The sequence below is a fragment of the Paenibacillus sp. Y660 genome, assembly GCF_057221575.1.
Genome location: NZ_JBXBBJ010000013.1, coordinates 41,766 through 60,590, shown reverse-complemented (window position 1 = coordinate 60,590; position 18,825 = coordinate 41,766). Strand labels below are relative to the sequence as shown.

Here is an 18,825-nt window from a genome sequence, read left to right as displayed (position 1 = left end):
GCAACTCCTTCGTCATTTTAGCCTGTTACTGAAGCAAATTCTGGAAGCTCTACGATGTTGTTCGCAAGATCGAGCAGTCTAACCCGTAGTTCCGCTTTGCTCATACTGTCGTGAATGGCAATCATTTCTTCAATTTGCTCAAAATAAATCTCAAACGATTTGCCTATATAAATTTTCGGATATACCTGCTTCTCGTTCATTTCATTGTCCTTGAGCATTTCCTCAAAGAGCTTCTCTCCCGGTCTAATGCCCGTGTACTGAATGCCGATCTCCTCGACCGTGTACCCCGACATTCGAATGACATTTTGCGCAAGATCGGTTATTTTGACCGGATCTCCCATGTCGAGAACGAATATTTCGCCGCCCCTAGCCAGCGCGCCGGCTTGGATAACCAATCGCGATGCCTCCGGTATCGTCATAAAATAGCGAACCATGTCAGGATGCGTGACCGTTACGGGCCCGCCCTTCTCGATTTGCTTCTTAAACAGCGGAATAACGCTGCCTCGGCTGCCCAAAACGTTGCCGAAGCGAACCGCTACAAATTTGGTCGTGCTGAACCGGTCCAAATGCTGTATGACCATTTCCGCAATTCTTTTCGTCGCCCCCATAACGCTGGTCGGATTGACCGCCTTATCGGTAGAAATCATGACAAACGTATCGACGCGAGCCTGGCTGGCCGCTCTTGCCGCATTCAATGTGCCCATCACGTTATTTTTGAACGCTTCCTCTGGATTTCTCTCCATTAACGGCACATGCTTATGTGCAGCCGCATGATAAACGACCTGAGGACGATGAGCCTGCATGACCGCCATCATTTTATTCGCATCCTGCAGGTCTGCGATTTCGGTCACAAATTCGATGTTGGTGTGCCCGTAGAGCTCCCTCAGCTCCATCTCAATGGAATAGATGCTGTTCTCCCCGTGTCCAAGCAAAATAAGCTTCTCTGGCAGAAACCTAGAAACCTGCCTGCATACCTCCGAGCCAATCGATCCGCCCGCTCCCGTTACCATCACGACCTTCTGGGTGACATAACCCGAGATACTTTCGATATCCAGCTCTACAGGCTCGCGGCCTAATAAATCCTCGACCTGTACATCACGAAATTGGCTGACCGATATTCTCCCCGTAGCCAAATCCTCAAGCATCGGTATAATTTGCGTCTTTGCTTTCGTTTTCGCGCATTCGCTAAAGATCGTGTTAAGCTGTTTTTTGCTTAGTGACGGAATCGCAATTACTATATTGTTGATGTCATGCAAGGTCGCTATCTTGGCAATGCTCGCAACGCCGCCTAGCACAGGCAATCCCATAATATCGAGATTATGCTTGTTGATATCGTCGTCTATGAAACCCATCGGGATGAGCTCCGTGTCGCTGTTGCTTAGCAGCTGCCGAGCAAGCATCGTACCCGCTGAGCCTGCTCCAACGATCAATGTGCGCTTTCGCAGGCCGGCATGCTTATTGTAGCTGCCTCGAAAGATTCGCCAGCAGAGCCTTGAGCCTCCGATCAGCATCATATGAATCATCCAAGTAACGGCGAGCAGACGCATAAACACATCCCCCATCACCAGCTGCTGAATGACGGCCGCTGCAAGAATGGAGAAGGAGACCGACTTCGAAATGATCAGCAGCTCCCCGACGCTTGCATATTCCCATGCCTTCTTATACAGCTTGTAATAGAAGGAGAAGAAATGATGACTCAATAAGAGCGTGATCGAGCTGATCACAATCGGTGTCGTTACCACATCAAGCGAAGCGCTAAGTAAAAATCGGCTAAAAAAGATGGCGGTAAACACGATCATGGAGTCGATTAAAATCAATAATGACAATCTTTGTCGGTACGTCAAAGCCATTTCACCCTTTCCTGTCATACATCAAATAAAGTTGATGCTAATAATCGTTAGCTCTCGCCAATATTCGAGAAAGTTGCTGTGACACTCCTTTAGAGTGTTTAACTAAAAGGCTTTGAACAAAACCGTTTAGTTGAATACTCTAATGCAGAATCCAGGGCATTCAACCCCTCCTCACACCACACTCTTGACGACTCGCGTCTAAGGTTTTCGTAACCCACAGCATGGCCGAGTGCCTCCATTGATAACGGTGAGGAGACATTACCGAGTGTGACTGTCCTTATGAAAACAACACTGTGCTTTATAAAGAACAGTCGTCCCGTAAAAAAAGCGCTATCCGATTGCGATCATCAAACGCTCTTTTTGTTAAGTATGACGCCTAGAATATTCGCTTTTGCGAACATCAAAGCACGTTTTGCTTCAATGGCATGCTCTTGCTGTGTTTTACCGCTCTGAAGCAGCAAGAGCACTCCATCGCATTTGCCTACAAGCGCGTTCGTATCCGGTACACCAAGGACAGGCGGACAATCGAGCAGCACCATATCGTATTGCTCGGATGCGTATTGCATCACATCGATCATAAGCTGAGAATCCAGCAGCTCTGTCGAATTATAGAGGCGCTGGCCGCTCGGCAAAATATCCAATCCTTCGACCTCGGTATTGTAGATGGCCTCGCGAATTTCGAGCTGCTGACCCAAGACGTTCGACAGCCCTGGAGAAGTTTGTACATTAAAAATTTTGTTGATGATCGGATTTCTGAAATTCGCGTCGATAATAAGCACGCGGTCGCCGCGCTGCGCCATGCATACGGCGAGGTTGACGGTCGTAGTCGATTTCCCTTCGCCCTCTGAGGGGGAAGTGACAAGCAGCGATTGAATCTTGCTGCCGTTTGAAGCATAGTGAATATTGTTCCGTATGGTTCGATACTGCTCTGAAATAGAGCCATGAGGATTAATATAAGCAAGCAAGCTTCTATTTACATAAGACTTTGACACCTTTTGCCGTTCACGAACCAATGGTCTCACCCCGCGCAACAATGCTTTTTTGTTTCTTCAAATGTCTGGCATAATCTTTTCGCTTCATTTTGGTTACTTGACCTAGCATCGTTAAGCCGAGCAGCTCTTCAATCTCTCGTTCCGACTTGATAGAATCATCAAGAGAATCAAGCAGAAAGACTAAGCCAATGCTGAAAACAAGACCTAATATAAATCCTGCGATCAGCAGCGTGTTGCTCTTCACATTAATAGAGTAAGGATTTTCTTCCGCCATCGTTAACAGCTGGATGTTCGATATGCCCAGCGTAGCTGCTGCTACTTGCCGGTATGCTTCAACGCTGGCATTGGCAATTTCAGCCGCAAGCTTTGAATCGCTGTCCACAACCGATATGAGCGTTAAAAGCGAGCCTTCCACACTATCCACTCTGATTTGACTTCTTAACTGCGAGACAGAACGATTAAGCTCTAGCTTTTCTATGACCTTGTTCAGGACGATAGGCTCGCGAAACATCACCTTTGCCGTACCCATCATTTCTGGCGAAGCAGAAACAATGACTCTCGCGGATGCGGTATACATAGGCGTTTCCGGTCTAGAGTTATAAAGCCCTGCGAGTACGGTAACGATCACCGTGATTAGTACAACCATCCATAAACGCTTTCTAACCGTAGAGAATAAAGCTTTAAGATTGATCTCTTTGACCTTTACTCTGTCATTCTCGTTTCGCAATGCTGGTTGATCCTCTAACCGCTTTCCATCCATTCGCACACCTGCTTAATATGTTTGTTATAAAGAACGATAACACAATATTAGTTCTTTATATAGAACATGTCAATACACGTTTTCCTTTTTTTCGTTCGCCTTCAGTTATCGATATGAAGAATGATAATATTTGATGTTTTCTTTTTCTCGCTCGAGTATACACTCGTCTCCGCAATGCTTTCCTTCCACATGTTCGATCGGATTAAATCCTTTAAAGCTTGGAAATCACCTTTGCTCATGCCCTCATCAACCGCGTCTTTAATAATGGAACGCCATTCCTCATCCAGCATTTCAGCCTCATGAATTTTTGGTAAATGCTCTTCTCCAAGCAAATATTCAATGTTAGAATCCAAAGGAGCTGCTATTTTTGCCATTACCTGAAGAGATGGGTTATTCTGCATATTGCGTTCAATGTAGCTTAAGTAGGACTTGGATACGCCTGCTAGGTCGGCAAGCTTCGTTATCGAATAGCCCTTTTTTTCCCGTAGACTTTTAATCCGTTCCCCAATCATAAGATTCTCCTTCGGCCAGTTTAGATCCTAACGATAAGCTTAGAACTTCAACCAAAATGTAAGGCGTTATAACAGACAATATAGCTATTGTAGTTCTTTAAAAAGAACAGGTCAATACAATTCCAGTTTTTTTCCTTAAAAATCCTTTACAGAAAAAATAAAAAACACCGGATATCGGTGTTTTTCATGCGCATCGTGAGAACCGTCATTCTGCGTCATTAGTTGTTGTCTTCCTATTCCTGTTCCTGCCCTTGCAGCTTTCGCAAATAATCGTCCAGATTATCGAACCTCTCGTTCCAGATGCGGCGGAATGATTCAAGCCAGTCATCCAATTCAATGAGCGGCTGATGCCGCAGCTTGTAATATCGCCGATTGGCGCTTGGCTGCACCTCAACAAGCCCCGATTCATGCAGGACGCGAAGATGCTTCGATGTTTGCGGCTGATTAAGCCCGAGTCGATCGGCAATTTCCCCAACAGTGAAAGTGCCGCTGCGCAAAAGCTCGACAATTTGAAGCCGGTTTGGCTCGGCAAGGGCGCTAAATACCGTTTCATTCATTTCCAAAACCTACTCCAAAAACCATTATTGTAACAAAATAAATGACCATGAGCTGTAAGCTCATTTGATATTAATTGTAATCATAAAAAGATCTCCCTATTCCGGCATTTTACCGCATAAGGAGATCACTCTCGCTTATCCAATAAGCGATATCAAGCTTTTAAATTCCAGCTCTTCAAACTTCACCAATACGCTTTCGCGCTTATACGCCCAGCAGCAGCCATCCAGCTCGGCCGACACCGGCACATCGCAGCGAATCGTTGCCAAATCGCGGGAAAGATGAAGCATATCAAGATCGGCTTCGATTTTTACCCTTATCGATTTGGACACCGCCTCTAAGTTAGCAAGCAAACCATCGATGGAGCCATGCTCTTGAATAAGCTTATGAGCCGTTTTCTCGCCAATTCCTTTTACGCCCGGGTAATTGTCCGCTGTATCACCCATCAGACCTTTGATGTCAATAATTTGAACGGGGGTAAGCTGGCGTTCCTCCATCAACGTCTCTGGCGTATACACCATATAGTTCCCGATCCCCTTCTTCATGATGGCAACCGAAACCCGGTCGTCCACCAGCTGAAGCATATCATGATCGCCTGTCACGACAAAAATTTGCGCTTGATCCTTAAGCGCAGCAGCAAGCGTTCCGATGCAGTCATCCGCCTCATAGCCCGCAATGCCAATATTCGGCACGTCGAAGCTGGCGACAACCTCCTTCACCAAATCGAACTGTGGAATCAGATCTTCCGGTGCGGCCGGACGATTCGATTTGTAGCCGTCATACTGCTCCGTGCGAAAAGTTGTGCTGCCCATATCCCAGCAGCAAACAACATGCGTCGGATTAAACGTATTGATCGCATCCATGAAATATCGTACAAAGCCATGTACAGCATTTACGGGTACGCCAGCGCTCGTTTTGCGTACGCTGCCTCCGAACGAAGTAGCAAAATAAGCACGAAACAATATCGCCATACCGTCTACCAATAGCAAGCGTTGTTCACTCATCAATTAAAACTCCTCTCTAAACTATTAATCTCATTTCTATCGTTATTGCCCGCGAATGAACCTTCCAATACGTTCAGCCGCTTCCTGCAATCGCTCCTCGCTTTCAACGAGCGCGATTCGCACATAACCTTCGCCCTCGGAGCCGAACGCTTCGCCCGGAACGACGACCACGCCGGTCGCCTTAAGCATTTCCTGGGAAATTCGCCTTGAAGTCCATGGCTCGTCCATCGTCCACTGCATGGGAGGAAGCTGCGCCCATACGAACATGGTCGCTTTCGGAGCTGCAACGTCCCAGCCCTCTGTCCGAAGCGCATCCAGGAATATGTTCCTTCGCTTCTCATAAAGCTTGCCTGCTTTAGGCATCTCCGTATTTGATATCGCCTCTTGCAGCGCTATTATGCCCGCCTCTTGAATAGGATCAAATACGCCATAGTCGATGTTTGCCTTTAGCTCGCGGAGAGCACCAACCGCCGTCTTATTCCCAGCCAGAAAGCCGATTCTGCACCCAGCCATATTAAAGCTTTTGGATAAGGAGTGGAATTCAACAGCTTGCTCGATTGCGCCCGGCACCTCCAAAATGCTTGGCGGCTCGCAGCCGTCAAACCCCATTTCGGAGTAAGCCAAATCATGCACGACCAGTACGCCATGCCGGCGTGCTTTATCCAGCAGCCGCTCGAAAAACGCTAAATCAGCTACAGTTGATATCGGATTATTAGGATAATTCAGTAAAATAAATGTTGCGCGATCCCAATCCGCATCCGGAATAGCTTCGAGATCTGGCATATATCCATTCTCCTCACGGAGCGGCATTAGCTTAGATTCCACGCCCGCAAGCGCCAAGGATGCGGCGTATATCGGATAACCGGGATTAGGCAGCAACGCCATGTCGCCAGGATCGCAAAGCGCCATTGCAAGATGAGCAAGCCCGTCCTGTGATCCTAGCAGCGTCACGATCTCGCTCGCCGCATCCAGCTCAACATTAAAGCGATGCTTCATCCAAGCAGCGGCATGCTGACGAAAGGGCAGTCCGCTTCTCGTTGCTGGATAAGCATACATATCGGAGCGCAGCGCTGCATCGCTAAGCGCAAGTCGTACGGCAGGCGTCGGCGGCTGATCCGGACTGCCGATGCCCAGATCAATGATATCGAGGCCGCTTTCCACCGCAGCCAGCTTCCATGCCGCCACTTCAGCAAAGATGGAAGAGCCAAGCTTCGAGAGCCTATCTGATCGCCATTTGGTTTGCGACATAAGTCCATTCACCCTTTTTTAGTTGTTCCAAGCCTCAGCGTACTGCTCTTCCTTATAGCCTACCGTTACCTTCTTGCCATCCGTTACGATCGGACGCTTGATCAGCATTCCGCTCGACGCTAGCAGCGCATATTTCTCATCCTCAGACATGCCGGCCAGCTTGTCCTTCAAGCCAAGCTCTCTATATACGTCACCTGATGTGTTAAAAAACTTTTTCAGCTCTAAGCCGCTATTCGCCACAAGCACCTTCAACTCCTCGGCAGTAGGCGTTTGTTCAACAATATCACGGGATTGAACGACATTCCCTTTGCTTTGGAGCGACTTAACCGCAGCCTTGCAGGTGCTGCATTTAGGATATTGAATAATCGTTAATACGTTTTGTTTCACCATACCATGAAATCCTCCAATGTGCTTATACCATTTCTTGTTTATTCAGATAGCGCCTGCTCCAAGCGCACAAGCTCCGGAGGCAATGCTGCCTGCCATTCCACCCACTGCTTCGTGATCGGATGAGTGAAGCCGAGTATTTCGGCATGCAGCGCTTGACGGCTGGCTGCCGTCTCCCAATCCTCTACTGCGCCAATCTCGGGTCCATACATCTTATCTCCGATTAATGGACAGCCGAGATGCTTCATGTGCACGCGAATTTGATGCGTTCGCCCCGTTTCCAGCTTTAGGCGCACGGCAGTCGCTCGTATGCTGCCCTCTGCAGAACCGAAGCTCGATATCGTCTCGTAATGCGTAACGGACGGATACCCCTCCGGCGTTACGATACGGATATGGGGCTGGTCTGGGTCCCGGTCAATCGGAGCGTCAACAGTTCCTTTGGCTGGTGCCGGGCTCCCGTACACATAAGCGCGATATAGCTTCAGGAAGCCGTTCGCCTGCATCTGCTCGGACAGCTGCTGATGCACGTAAGACGTTTTTGCGACGGCGACTAAGCCTGATGTTTCTTCATCCAGACGGTGTACGGGACGAAAGCGCACCCGCTCTCCCTTCTGCTGCCAATGATAAACGACGCCGTTGGCCAGCGTACCCGTGTAATGACCATGCGTCGGATGAACGATCATGCCTGCCGGCTTGTTGATAATAAGCAGATCGTTATCCTCAAATACGATTTGTATCGAAATAGGCTGCGGCAAAATATCCTCGGATACTTCCCGCTCCATCCGTACGCGAATAATATCGCCTGCCGCGACCGGTGCCGTCGTATAAGCACGTACTTCGTTAACGGTAAGCCCATGCTCCGTCAGCTTTACTTGCGACAGCAGCTTGCGGGATACGCCGAGCTGCCGCTCCAGCACCGTTCGTACCTGCTTTCCATGCTCCGCTTCACTAACGATGGCCACCAGTGGCGGATAATAGAGCTTTTCTAGCGTTCCCATCATTTTTTGGGCTTTCGAAACACTTCCGCGCTTCGTACATATTCGGTATCCGGCACGCCAAGTTTCGCATTTGCTGCTCTAGCAGCAGCGAAGAAGAAGTCGGACAGACGGTTTAAATAGGTTTGCACCTCAGCATTAATGGCATGCTCTGCAGCCAGTGTGACGACGCGGCGCTCCGCACGGCGGCATACCGTTCTGCATATATGCAGCAGCGCAGACACGGAGCTGCCCCCCGGCAAAATAAATCGCGTAATTTCCGGCGCCTCCGCCGTATATTGATCGATCCAGCCTTCCAGTCTGGCAGCAGGCTCCGATCCTATTTTGAGCGGCGCTCCCTCTACGGCATAGGCTAGATCTGAGCCGCAGTCAAATAGCTCCTGCATGATATCGATCAGCCAGCCGGCCATTTCCGCCAGCTCCTCATGCTTAGCCGCCTCTGCGGCCGCATACCCGACGAAGCCGTTTAATTCATCAATCGTTCCGTACGCCTCAACGCGAACGTCATCCTTGCGCACGCGTCCCCCAATCAAGGACGTCTGACCGCTATCACCTGTTCTCGTATATAACTTCATCCTCTTCGGCCTCCTCTTCCACCTGATGCTCTTATTCATGCAAACAGCAGGCCGGATATACTCCTGACCTGCTGATCGTTAAAGTGTACTTACTTACCCTTGCTTCAAGCGGTGGACAAAATTCCCTATTCGATCTAACGCTTCGGTCAGGTTCGTAACAGAGGTCGCATAAGAACAGCGAAGATGTCCTTCGCCGCCAAGACCAAATACGTCGCCAGGCACCGCCGCAACATTCGCTTCATCCAGCAGCCGCTGCGCGAATTGCTCGCTCGTAAGGCCTGTCGATACGATCGATGGAAAAGCATAGAATGCGCCCTGCGGCTCATGGCATTCGAGACCGATGTCGCGGAATCCCTTCACAACGAGGCGGCGCCGCTGATTGTAAGCCTCAACCATACGGTCCTTCTCTTCCAATCCGTGCCGAAGCGCTTCAAGAGCGGCATACTGCGCCATAATCGGCGCGCACATGACGGTATATTGGTGAATTTTCAGCATCGCTTCCATAAGATCGGGATGACCGCAGGCATACCCCATCCGCCAGCCTGTCATCGCGAATGCCTTCGAAAAGCCGCTAACGAGTATCGTTCGATCCTTCATGCCGGGCATTGCCGCAAAGCTGACATGCTTCTCGCCGTAAGAAAGCTCTGCATAAATTTCATCCGAAATGACGATGAGATCGTGCTCTTCCACAAGTTTCGTAATAGGCAGCCAATCCTCATAGCTCATCGTACCGCCAGTCGGATTGCTTGGATAACAAAGAATAAGTACTTTGGACCGCGGCGTGATGACAGCTTGAAGCGACTCCGCCTTCAGCTTGAAAGCATCCTTCGCGTATGTCTCGATGCCAACCGGCTTGCCGCCGGTAAGCGCCGTAATCGGAGAATAAGAAATATAACAAGGCTCCGGAATCAATATTTCATCCCCTGGCGCAATCAATGCGCGAAGCGCAAGGTCGATCGCTTCACTTCCGCCGACCGTCACCAAAATTTCATTCGCGGGATCATACTGCACAGCAAATTGGTCATTCAAATATTGGCCGATCGCTTCGCGCAGCTCCGGCATGCCGGCATTGGACGTATACTGCGTCTTGCCTATCTCAATCGCGTGTACCGCTGCTTCCCGAACATGCCATGGCGTAACAAAGTCGGGTTCGCCTACGCCAAGCGTAATAACATCCTTGCGCGTACTGACCAAATCAAAAAACCGACGGATTCCCGACGGTTTAATGCCGCGCACGAGCGGGGACAAATAATCAGCCATCGATTGATTCTGCACAGCTGTGGAGGGTTGTTTACGTTCATCTTTAATCATTGCCGTCACCCTTTTTTCACGGCGAAACCATCAACCGATGATCACCTTCGCGCTCCTCGAAGATAATGCCGTCTTGTTTGTATTTTTTCAAAATAAAATTGGTTTTGGTCGATAATACCTTGTCGATCGGCGATAAGGTGTTCGATACAAAAGAGGCAACCTCTTTTAAGTTTTTGCCTTCAACCTCGACCAATAGATCATATGCTCCCGACATCAGGTAGACGGATTTTACCTCTGGATATAAATAAATGCGCTCGGCGATTCCTTCGAATCCGCGACCGCGCTCTGGTGTAATTTGTACTTCGATAAGTGCCGTTACCTTCTCATCGTCAAGCTTGCTCGAGTTCACGACTGTCGCATACTTTACGATAATATGGTCATCCTCAAGCCTCGCTATCGCTTGCTTTACATCCTCTATTGGTGCGGCAAGCATCGTGGCGATCAGCTCCGCATTCCTTCGCGCGTCTTCCTTCAGCAGCTCCAGCACTTTCAACTGTAATTCGGTCATTGTATAACTCCTTCCAGTACGAGTGCGATTATAAAGAATATTTTACAACTTTTTTGAATCCCGTGCAATCAAAGCCTGAAAGGCAAATCCTCCAATTTCCTTATAAAAAAAGACCCCGAAGGGTCTTTACATGTAATATTGTTGATTGCTTTGCTGATGCTGGCCGGATTGCTGTTGCGCATTCGGCGTATACATCGATTGTGTTTGCTGCTGGCCTAGCGTTTGCTGCAAAAACTGAGCCGTCTTTTGCTTCGTTTGCTGATACTCCTTCATTTGCTTGTCCAGCTCTTGGCGAAGCGCCGGCGACGATGTATTGTACATATTCGCTTGCTTCATCGCCTCGAACAGCTGGCCTTGCAGGGCCAAGGTGCTGTCCGTTAATTTCGTGAACAATTGACGAATATCCGGACAGGTTGACTCCGTTGCCGCTGTCGCGTACTCACGCACAACTCTTTTTAAATCACTTAGAATCGTACCTGCCAAATCTTCCTCGGTCAAAATCGATTGCTTTTGCTGCTGATACATAGCGACTTACCTCCTAATCATTATTGTCGTTGCGATTGGCGTTTATTGCTGCGGCTGTGTTGGAGCTATTTGCTGATGATGCGAAATAGCATGCAATAATGAGTCGTAATGCTGTTGGTGGGTATGCAGCATTTGCGTGCATAGGTTTACAATCCCCGGTGTAGTGCCCGTAGCGATTACTGCTGCGCATTGTTTAATCAATAGATCCTCGTTAGACATTGAGTCAGCGATGTACTCAAGCTCTTTTGCCGTAATTGGCTGCATCTTAGGTCTTCCTCCTCTAAACTAGGTTCGTAAGCACATGCTATTCCATTTTTTTCGTGCCAAACGTATTATGAGCTAATTTTCCTTTATTTATGTGTCTTCATTCAACGTGAAATTACCGGAATGAATCAAATTAAATGTAACCTCAATTTTCAGCTGATCGGGCGTAGGATGCCATTCCTTTCCTTTGCACGCTTCCTTCCAGTACGCCTGATGGTAACGATACAATTGATGCTCCAACTTAAACAAATCCATTCCCTTCGTTAATCCCTTACGATACGTATTCTCAAGCTGAAGCTTGACCCTCGCTTCTATTGAAGCAACAATCTCCTCCTCATTTATGCTTTTCAAAATTTCTGCTACCGCCCCTGACAACTTTACCTTTAAAACAAAGCTTGGCGAACCCTCTTTGAAGCTCGTACGCAATTGGCTTTTTGAGGAGCTGACGGAAATCGCCGCGTTCCCATGCTTACCTTCTGCTTTCATTATGAAATGCTTGAATTCGGGATTGACCCATCGCAAGCCGGCAGCTTCTTTTTCCGAGAGATAGCCAACATAGTTAAGCTCCTTAAATGCGAATAATCCCTCAATTATTTGAATTTTCAGCGGTATTTTCTTTCGTTTCCAATAATGGTCATTGGCCGTCAATGCGGCGATCGTAGTCACCATCGCTGGCTCCTTCAATGACTGCACCGCCGTCTGCAGAGAGGAAGGACGAATAAAACTCCTTTGGCCATCAAGAGGCTGCGGCAAATACATGACACTATTAAGAGGAGATTGGTCATAAAAGGTATCTGTCGTAAAAATCTTCTGGATCGGTGCTCTAGTCCCATATATCAAAGACGTATACCGCGAAGCCCGTTGGCGATTCAAGCCGTCCATGATGTCATCCATCCTTTCCAGCGCTCTGGCGTGCACAACGACCGTTTTTAGATGGTCCAAGCTTAAAATGGATTGGCTGGATTTCGTAATATTGTTTATCGCCAGCAAAATAGAATCGCCCTTGCCTTTGCCGATCCATACTGGATTAGGGTCACGCTGCTGCGATTCTGTCTTCGCTATGAGCCCAAATTTCATCGTTTGTGCATAGATTTCATACTTCCCATCTTTATAGTCGATACCGAGAGCGGAGATGTAGCTAGTATCCTGTAAATTGATTTCATCCCAGCAGCCTTGAAGCAGCATGGACCCAAATAAAATGCAAATCAATGCAGCCCTTTTTCTCCAAATGTTAACCTGCGCAGCTTTATATCTCATTTGTTCCCCCTGTTGCTCTTAAGCTTCCATGGCTTTTGCATAAGCGCTGGTATCAGCTTCTTGAAGCGCAGCGGCGCTAACGGCTCTAAATAAGGATGTCCAAATGATTCTAGCGTGCACAGGTAGATGAGAACGGCAAACATTCCGACAAAGAAACCAAATATTCCTAGAATCGACGATAAAATAAGCACCAGGTAGCGAATGACGCTAACCGAGCCGCTTAATGACTGATTGACCAGAGTAAAGGTGGATACCGCTGTCACCGCAGCAATGACGAGCATAGTCGGAGAAGTCAAGCCCGCACGGATAGCCGCATCGCCTACGATTAACCCGCCTACTACCGATACGGTTTGCCCGACTGCCCTTGGAAGCCTGACTCCCGCTTCGCGGAAGAGCTCGAACATCGTCAGCATAATAAACATCTCCATCGTAGACGACAATGGCAGGCCAATTCGAGATATAGTTACAGTGGCAAGCAGTGTAAACGGAATTTGATCTGTGTTGAAGGCCGACAGTGCAATCCATAAACCCGGCAGGCTGATTGCACAAACAAGTCCGATCAGCCTTAACAAACGTTCCAGCGAAACATAATAATACGGTAAATGAGCATCCTCTGGCGATTTGATCAGCAGCAATAAACTGCCTGGAGCAATAATGGCTGATGGAGAATCATCAAGCAGGATCGCAACCTTTCCTTGCAGCAGCGATTGCACGACATAATCAGGCCGCCCGACATATTCAACTAGCGGAAACAAAGCTAGCCGACGGTCGGATAATAGCTCTTCTAATTGACTACCTCCAACTACAGCAGGAATATCAATATTATCGAGGCGTCTTTTCGCTTCCAATACAAGCTCGTGCTTCGCTAGTCCCTTCATATACATAAGAGCAACTTCTGTCTGGGATTCTCTGCCGATCCTAAAATATTGCACATGCAAATCAGGCGTTCTGAGACGCTTGCGAACTAAAGCTACATTCGTTGACAAATTCTCGACAAAGCCGTCGCGCGGACCTCTGATCGAGACCTCCATCGTCGACTCTTCCGGAGTCCTTCCAGGTTGGCTGGAAATATCGAATTCAAATAAACCATTAAGATTTTCTAACGATAAGATGACGCTGCCCGCAAACAGTCTAGCATATAAATTACTGCCATTATGTCCACATTGCACTCTGCTGAATAACATGCTTGGCTTATGTACGTCACCTTCTTCGGCTCCTGGAAGCAAACGAAGCTGTTCCGCCCATTTCTCGAGCTGCGGCAGCAATCCGAGCTGCATCTGTTGGTTGTCGATCAGCCCTTCACAATAAAACATAATGACTTCCATCGGCCCATGAACATCAAGTGTAAGCCTATATTCAATGACATCATTACACTCCTGCAATTCGTTCCTGAGCTGATCTATCGGTATGTCATTCCAATCATTTTTACCATGCTGCTCATTCCGTTCCTCATGAATCATTACTGTTCTGCCTCCTCGGAGCCGATAATTGCTGTTCTACTTTTATTCCCTTGCTTCTTCTGAAATAGGGTCACAATCCAAATCATACTGGTAAGGGACATTATGATTATTCCTGTATACGTAAAAAAGGCGACCATATAATGTCTAAACTCAAGCATATGGTTAACGCCAACGTAAGAAACAACGAGAATGATCACGCCAAGCAGTGTCGGTGAAATCCATTTTCTTTTCAATTGTCGCAAGGGTCCAAATTCAGATAAAATGTGAATGCAAAGCGCTAGCCGGATAAGCGCGCCTGACATCCATTGGAAGATCGCAAAAAAATCAACATGCTCGAAATATTTTCCGATGGACACCAGCCGCCATTGCGAAAATGCTGGATAACGCATCTTCTCTGCTTCGACAGGTCCAAATTCTGCTATCGCTCCCATAACCGGCCCTATTGTCAGCATTGACAAAAGCAACACAAGCCAAAAGAGAGGCCAGCGCTTGATTTTTCCTTTTATATGATGCTGAATAAGCATAAATACAAACAACTCGCTGGAAGAGGTAAGCGTATATAACACTCCTGTAACCAAAGGAGCAGGTCCATTCTCGAGTATCGGCAATAAAAAATGATAATCTTTGTGCGGCATGTTCGCAGACATGACAAAATCGCCTAACAGCACAACGATCGGCAGCAGGATGCAGCTCACGTATGCAATCGTGCGGAGGCCTGAGACTGATGCAAATAGGCATAGACCTAGAAATACAACGCAAACCACAAGCGAAGGGGTATTGGGCAAATAGGTTGTGGCCGTCCAAGAGACCATCGTAATTAGCGTTTCAAAAGCAAGGGCCAACTGCATAAGCAAAAAAACGCCCATAAGAAACCATGACAAAAATCGTGGAAATCGCCCCATCAGCCACTTATCAAGAGGCATTCCATTCATCCGGTTTAATATGCCGCATAGTGGAATTAATGCCCATGGGAGCACAAGCATAAGCCCGATAATCACACATATCCATGCATCGCGCTTTGCGGCAAAAAACAACATAGGGACAATCAGGACATGATTTACAAGCCCGACTGACAAAACAATTATCATAAAAGATGCCAAAATACCAAAAGGTTTCACTTTCATGCCAATCACATCACTTTCATACCACTCACATTGTTACCTTGCAAATTAATATTTCCAGAACTGATCATCAAAATGCATGGAAGATTCTTTTTTTCGACAAAATTTTGTAAAAAAAAACTATGCTCAAGCCTTTATGGCTGAAAGCACAGTCTGATTGAATTAGGGGATATGCACGGTTTTCACATGGTCAAAGTGTAAGAAAACAGCGTTTCCGCTTGCATTCGCAAGCTCGATCATACTCTGATCGACGCTTTTCAATACACCGATCTTATTTGAATTTTCGCCTAAATCAAGCACGACGAATTCACCGACTAGTTTGCGCAGCTGTTGATCGAGGGTTCTTGCTAATGTTATCGGGGAGGGTCTAAGAGGAAATTGCTCTGGCGTTAACGTATACGGTGTTACGTTCGGATTATAGGGAATCAAATACTTCATATGGTGAAGAGATACGATGACGGTATGATAGACAGGTGAATAGAAGACAAAAAAGTCATTCATAATGGTAGTTAAATAACCGTGTATGGACTGATTCCCGGTAATATAAATTTCAGAGAACATGCCCTTGGCATTCATTAGTATTTTGCGATAAGAGATTGGCTCGTTATAAGGCTCAAATGGCAGTTCAGGTATTTCAATATTTTCTTCTTCTTCCCGCGTAGAGACGCGAAGCTGCTGTAAGTGGATAAGCGGAATATACAAAAATTGAGTTCCGTTGTGCAGCACTAAAATATCTTGACCAAACTCGATCAACTTCCCTCGTATTGGTGCCGCTTTTCCTGAAATCTCTAATTCGACCTGCCGATCCAGCAGCGGATGACGGTTTTTCATGCGATCAACCTCCTTTCATCCGGTAGATAGTGGAACCAGGCAAAGGTCAAGACCTTTGCCTGGCAAATCAGCAGTCTTATTTCACGGAACGGCGAGCTGTTTTTGGAGCAGCTTTTACAGAAGCCGCATTTGCACGGTTTCTGCCGCCGCTGCGGTTGCCTTGCGATCTGCTTTTGTTGTTTTTGTTGCTTTTGTTGCCGCCGGTTCTGTTGTCGTTTTTATTGTCATTTTTGTTGTCGTTTTTGTTGTCGTTTTTGTTGTCGTTTTTGTTGTCATTTTTGTTGCCGCCTGATTTACTGCCTGCAGCTTTAATCGTTTTAATATGATCCTTCTGAATTTGAATAGCTTCGTTGCCAGATACCAATAAAATCGAATCTTTATTTACTTGGGCGATAAAGCCTTCTACTTTCTCCGGTCCGCCCGAGTTGATTTGAACGAATTGTTGATTGAAAGCGCAAATGACATCGTTGAAGTTGTTTGCATCGACTAATGTCGGCTCACGGTGACCGCGGCTGCAGTTTTTCCCGCTTTTGTTTCCGCCGCTTTTGTTGCCGCCACTTTTATTACCACCGCTTTTGTCGCCGCCGAATTCAGTAATGCTTTTTACATGGCTGGTAGCAATATATACGATGCCTTCTCTAGTTTTTAATACAAGATAGTCGCTTTTTACGGCAAGCAGTTTGCCTAGCAGTGAGTTCGGTCCTCCGCGGTTGATTTTCACAACTTTGCCTACCAAACTGCGTAAAAAATCTTGACTTTTGCTATCGCAGCTCTTGTTTCTATTACGATCACTAGCGCCAGCAACGAATTGATAGTTACAACTATAACTCATAAAAAAATCCCTCCGATAATTTCATTTTTAGTAGTTTCAAGCATTCCTTCAAAAACGACGTGTTGACCTTGTCACCAACATCATATTTGTATCGCTGCTCACCCCTCCTAACCTTCATTCATAGCATCTATCATGAGATACGTTATGTAATATATTTATATGTATACCGTATTGCAGTGGTACTAGATTAGTATCTATTTATTAAAGAATGAGCGCATAACCGTTACGAATAATAGACTCCAGCCATAGAATATACTATCTTCATTAATAGGAGGAATTTGATTTGGCCAAAAATAAGAACAGTAAACAAAAGCAAAACAAGAGAGCAAGCTATAGGGTGGCTGAATCAACAGATGTCAGCCAAATGATAGGCGGGCTGACGAGCGGCAATCGTACGGCAGGAGTTCGTACAGGAGGCAATCACAGCAACGGAAGTCTAACAGGCGGGAACCGCACGGACGGCAATCGAACGGACGGAAGTCTGACAAGCGGGAACCGCACGGACGGCAATCGAACGAGAGGCAATCTTACGGATGGCAACCGAACGAGAGGCAATCTTACGGATGGCAACCGCAGCTATGGCGGCTTCCCGCTCTTTCATTTTGAAGGCAGCGAGCTAACCCCGAGCTTCGTTTGGGAAATCAAGATTTAATAAATAAATGTGACCATCTAGGCAGCAGCTGAATACGGTAAATAAGATCAAAAGCCTATCGTCTAACGGTAGGCTTTATCTTTTGCCTCGGGAGATGGTTAGATGGCTACTGAAACCTTGCCTGCACGCACCATACGCATTAATGCTTCAGATCTTCAAGAGATAAAGAGCAACGCTTGGGGGCGAGCCTTCAAGCCTGCAGAGCTGGAATTGGACGGACAAACCTATAAAGCGGAATTCGGCTTGCGGGGCGGTCATACGCGCAATTACTCTAAAAAATCATACGAAGTGCGGCTCGAGGGCGGCAGAACGCTGCATTGGAACGCCGAATACGACGATCCATCGATGATGCGCAATGCACTCTCGTTTTACTTTTTCAATAAAATTGGCGTTCCCTCGCCTGAAACCAATCACTTCTGGCTCATTATAAATGGCGTTCCGGAAGGCGTTTATTTGGAAATCGAAGCCGTCGATCAGCTTTTTTTCGAGAAAAGACGCATCGGCTACCGCTCGCTTCTATATGCTGTCAACGATAGCGCGGATTTCAGCTTAACCGATCCCATCTCTAAAGATAAGAAGCCATCGCTGTTCGATGGTTATGAATTAATGAAGGGAAAGACGGGGACGAAGAGCAGGCTCGTATCCTTTGTACGCAATTTAAACCGAATGTCAGGGAAAAATCTAGGAGTCCACACCGTAAAGCGGCTAGACGTGACTCAATATCTAATGTGGCTTGCCGGTGCCGTGCTAACTGGGAATTATGATGGGTTTGACCAGAACTATGCGCTGTATGAGCATCGTACGAGCGGCAAATATCGAATCATTCCATGGGACTATGAGGGGACTTGGGGGAGAAATTGCTATGGGAAACCATGCGGCAGCGATCTCGTGCGCTTGCAGGGCTATAACAAGCTGACCGAGAAGCTATTCACCTTTCCGGCATGTCGCCGCAAATACCGCTCTATCGTTAGGAAGCTGCTTCAGAACGCCTTCACAGTCGAGAAGCTTGGCCCTGTTATTTCACAGATGCATGGCCATCTTTCGCCTGCCATTCGCAGCGATTATACAAGAAAAGCAAGCTATGACACCTTTTTATCGGAGCCTTCCTTCATTCATAATTACATTCAAGAACGAAGAGAAATATTGAAGCATTCGCTGCGGGAGTGGGAATAAACCGCTCCCGAGC

Annotated in this window: 21 protein-coding genes; 2 read left to right on the top strand and 19 right to left on the bottom strand. The window is 47.2% G+C overall.

The genetic code is table 11. The features are described 5' to 3' along the window. Positions 1-17 precede the first annotated feature (17 nt). The 19 genes from AC2TDN_RS15875 to AC2TDN_RS15785 all read right to left on the bottom strand — a co-directional run bounded on the left by AC2TDN_RS15875 (position 18) and on the right by AC2TDN_RS15785 (position 16,987). Positions 18-1,844 (bottom strand): polysaccharide biosynthesis protein, encoded by a 1,827-nt coding sequence (locus AC2TDN_RS15875; protein WP_484688807.1) that lies wholly within the window; start codon positions 1,842-1,844, stop codon positions 18-20. Between the two features lie 353 nt (positions 1,845-2,197). Then, entirely contained in the window at positions 2,198-2,863 is a 666-nt protein-coding gene (locus tag AC2TDN_RS15870; RefSeq protein ID WP_484688804.1) for a CpsD/CapB family tyrosine-protein kinase, read from the bottom strand. Then, positions 2,853-3,602, bottom strand: a complete 750-nt coding sequence (locus AC2TDN_RS15865) for a YveK family protein (RefSeq protein ID WP_482066320.1) — start codon at positions 3,600-3,602, stop codon at positions 2,853-2,855. The genes AC2TDN_RS15870 and AC2TDN_RS15865 overlap by 11 nt, the downstream gene beginning before the upstream one ends. Positions 3,603-3,703: 101 nt before the next feature. Further along, entirely contained in the window at positions 3,704-4,114 is a 411-nt protein-coding gene (locus AC2TDN_RS15860; RefSeq protein ID WP_482066319.1) for a helix-turn-helix domain-containing protein, read from the bottom strand. Between the two features lie 233 nt (positions 4,115-4,347). After that, the gene (locus AC2TDN_RS15855) at positions 4,348-4,671 is read right to left on the bottom strand and encodes an ArsR/SmtB family transcription factor (RefSeq protein WP_482066318.1); all 324 of its coding nucleotides are present in this window, start codon (positions 4,669-4,671) and stop codon (positions 4,348-4,350) included. Between the two features lie 135 nt (positions 4,672-4,806). Beyond that, positions 4,807-5,673 carry a 5'-3' exonuclease gene (locus tag AC2TDN_RS15850; RefSeq protein ID WP_482066317.1) on the bottom strand — a complete coding sequence of 289 codons (867 nt, stop codon included), beginning with the start codon at positions 5,671-5,673 and terminating at the stop codon, positions 4,807-4,809. Between the two features lie 42 nt (positions 5,674-5,715). Next, positions 5,716-6,921 carry an aminotransferase class I/II-fold pyridoxal phosphate-dependent enzyme gene (locus tag AC2TDN_RS15845; protein WP_482066316.1) on the bottom strand — a complete coding sequence of 402 codons (1,206 nt, stop codon included), beginning with the start codon at positions 6,919-6,921 and terminating at the stop codon, positions 5,716-5,718. An 18-nt stretch (positions 6,922-6,939) separates the two neighbouring features. Next, on the bottom strand, positions 6,940-7,311 hold the full coding sequence (locus AC2TDN_RS15840) for an arsenate reductase family protein (protein WP_482066315.1): 372 nt from the start codon (positions 7,309-7,311) through the stop codon (positions 6,940-6,942). A 38-nt stretch (positions 7,312-7,349) separates the two neighbouring features. Beyond that, positions 7,350-8,309 carry an RluA family pseudouridine synthase gene (locus AC2TDN_RS15835; RefSeq protein ID WP_482066314.1) on the bottom strand — a complete coding sequence of 320 codons (960 nt, stop codon included), beginning with the start codon at positions 8,307-8,309 and terminating at the stop codon, positions 7,350-7,352. Further along, a complete protein-coding gene (locus AC2TDN_RS15830; RefSeq protein WP_482066313.1) occupies positions 8,306-8,878 on the bottom strand; it encodes a cob(I)yrinic acid a,c-diamide adenosyltransferase in 573 nt (190 codons plus the stop codon). The genes AC2TDN_RS15835 and AC2TDN_RS15830 overlap by 4 nt, the downstream gene beginning before the upstream one ends. A 93-nt stretch (positions 8,879-8,971) precedes the next feature. Further along, positions 8,972-10,189, bottom strand: coding sequence for an aminotransferase class I/II-fold pyridoxal phosphate-dependent enzyme (locus AC2TDN_RS15825; protein WP_482066312.1), 1,218 nt, complete (start codon positions 10,187-10,189; stop codon positions 8,972-8,974). A 16-nt stretch (positions 10,190-10,205) separates the two neighbouring features. Beyond that, positions 10,206-10,697 carry an Lrp/AsnC family transcriptional regulator gene (locus tag AC2TDN_RS15820; protein ID WP_482066311.1) on the bottom strand — a complete coding sequence of 164 codons (492 nt, stop codon included), beginning with the start codon at positions 10,695-10,697 and terminating at the stop codon, positions 10,206-10,208. 126 nt (positions 10,698-10,823) lie between these two features. Beyond that, complete coding sequence (locus tag AC2TDN_RS15815) at positions 10,824-11,222, bottom strand: spore coat protein (RefSeq protein ID WP_482066310.1); 399 nt, start codon at positions 11,220-11,222, stop codon at positions 10,824-10,826. A 42-nt stretch (positions 11,223-11,264) separates the two neighbouring features. Next, positions 11,265-11,486: a hypothetical protein gene (locus tag AC2TDN_RS15810; protein ID WP_482066309.1), complete on the bottom strand. Its 222-nt coding sequence runs from the start codon at positions 11,484-11,486 to the stop codon at positions 11,265-11,267. A gap of 90 nt (positions 11,487-11,576) precedes the next feature. Further along, on the bottom strand, positions 11,577-12,743 hold the full coding sequence (locus tag AC2TDN_RS15805; RefSeq protein ID WP_482066308.1) for a Ger(x)C family spore germination protein: 1,167 nt from the start codon (positions 12,741-12,743) through the stop codon (positions 11,577-11,579). Continuing rightward, positions 12,740-14,203, bottom strand: coding sequence for a spore germination protein (locus tag AC2TDN_RS15800; protein ID WP_482066307.1), 1,464 nt, complete (start codon positions 14,201-14,203; stop codon positions 12,740-12,742). The genes AC2TDN_RS15805 and AC2TDN_RS15800 overlap by 4 nt, the downstream gene beginning before the upstream one ends. Continuing rightward, positions 14,203-15,327 (bottom strand): GerAB/ArcD/ProY family transporter, encoded by a 1,125-nt coding sequence (locus AC2TDN_RS15795; RefSeq protein ID WP_482066306.1) that lies wholly within the window; start codon positions 15,325-15,327, stop codon positions 14,203-14,205. Before AC2TDN_RS15795 ends, AC2TDN_RS15800 begins: the two co-directional genes overlap by 1 nt. Before the next feature lie 159 nt (positions 15,328-15,486). Continuing rightward, positions 15,487-16,155: a DUF2642 domain-containing protein gene (locus AC2TDN_RS15790; RefSeq protein ID WP_482066305.1), complete on the bottom strand. Its 669-nt coding sequence runs from the start codon at positions 16,153-16,155 to the stop codon at positions 15,487-15,489. Positions 16,156-16,231: 76 nt separating this feature from the next. Beyond that, positions 16,232-16,987 (bottom strand): hypothetical protein, encoded by a 756-nt coding sequence (locus AC2TDN_RS15785; RefSeq protein ID WP_482066304.1) that lies wholly within the window; start codon positions 16,985-16,987, stop codon positions 16,232-16,234. 283 nt (positions 16,988-17,270) lie between these two features. Here AC2TDN_RS15785 and AC2TDN_RS15780 point away from each other — a divergent pair, with 283 nt between their 5' ends. Both AC2TDN_RS15780 and AC2TDN_RS15775 read left to right on the top strand, forming a co-directional pair. Next, positions 17,271-17,639: a hypothetical protein gene (locus AC2TDN_RS15780; protein WP_482067178.1), complete on the top strand. Its 369-nt coding sequence runs from the start codon at positions 17,271-17,273 to the stop codon at positions 17,637-17,639. A 102-nt stretch (positions 17,640-17,741) separates the two neighbouring features. Then, on the top strand, positions 17,742-18,812 hold the full coding sequence (locus AC2TDN_RS15775) for a CotH kinase family protein (RefSeq protein ID WP_482067179.1): 1,071 nt from the start codon (positions 17,742-17,744) through the stop codon (positions 18,810-18,812). Positions 18,813-18,825: the final 13 nt, after the last annotated feature.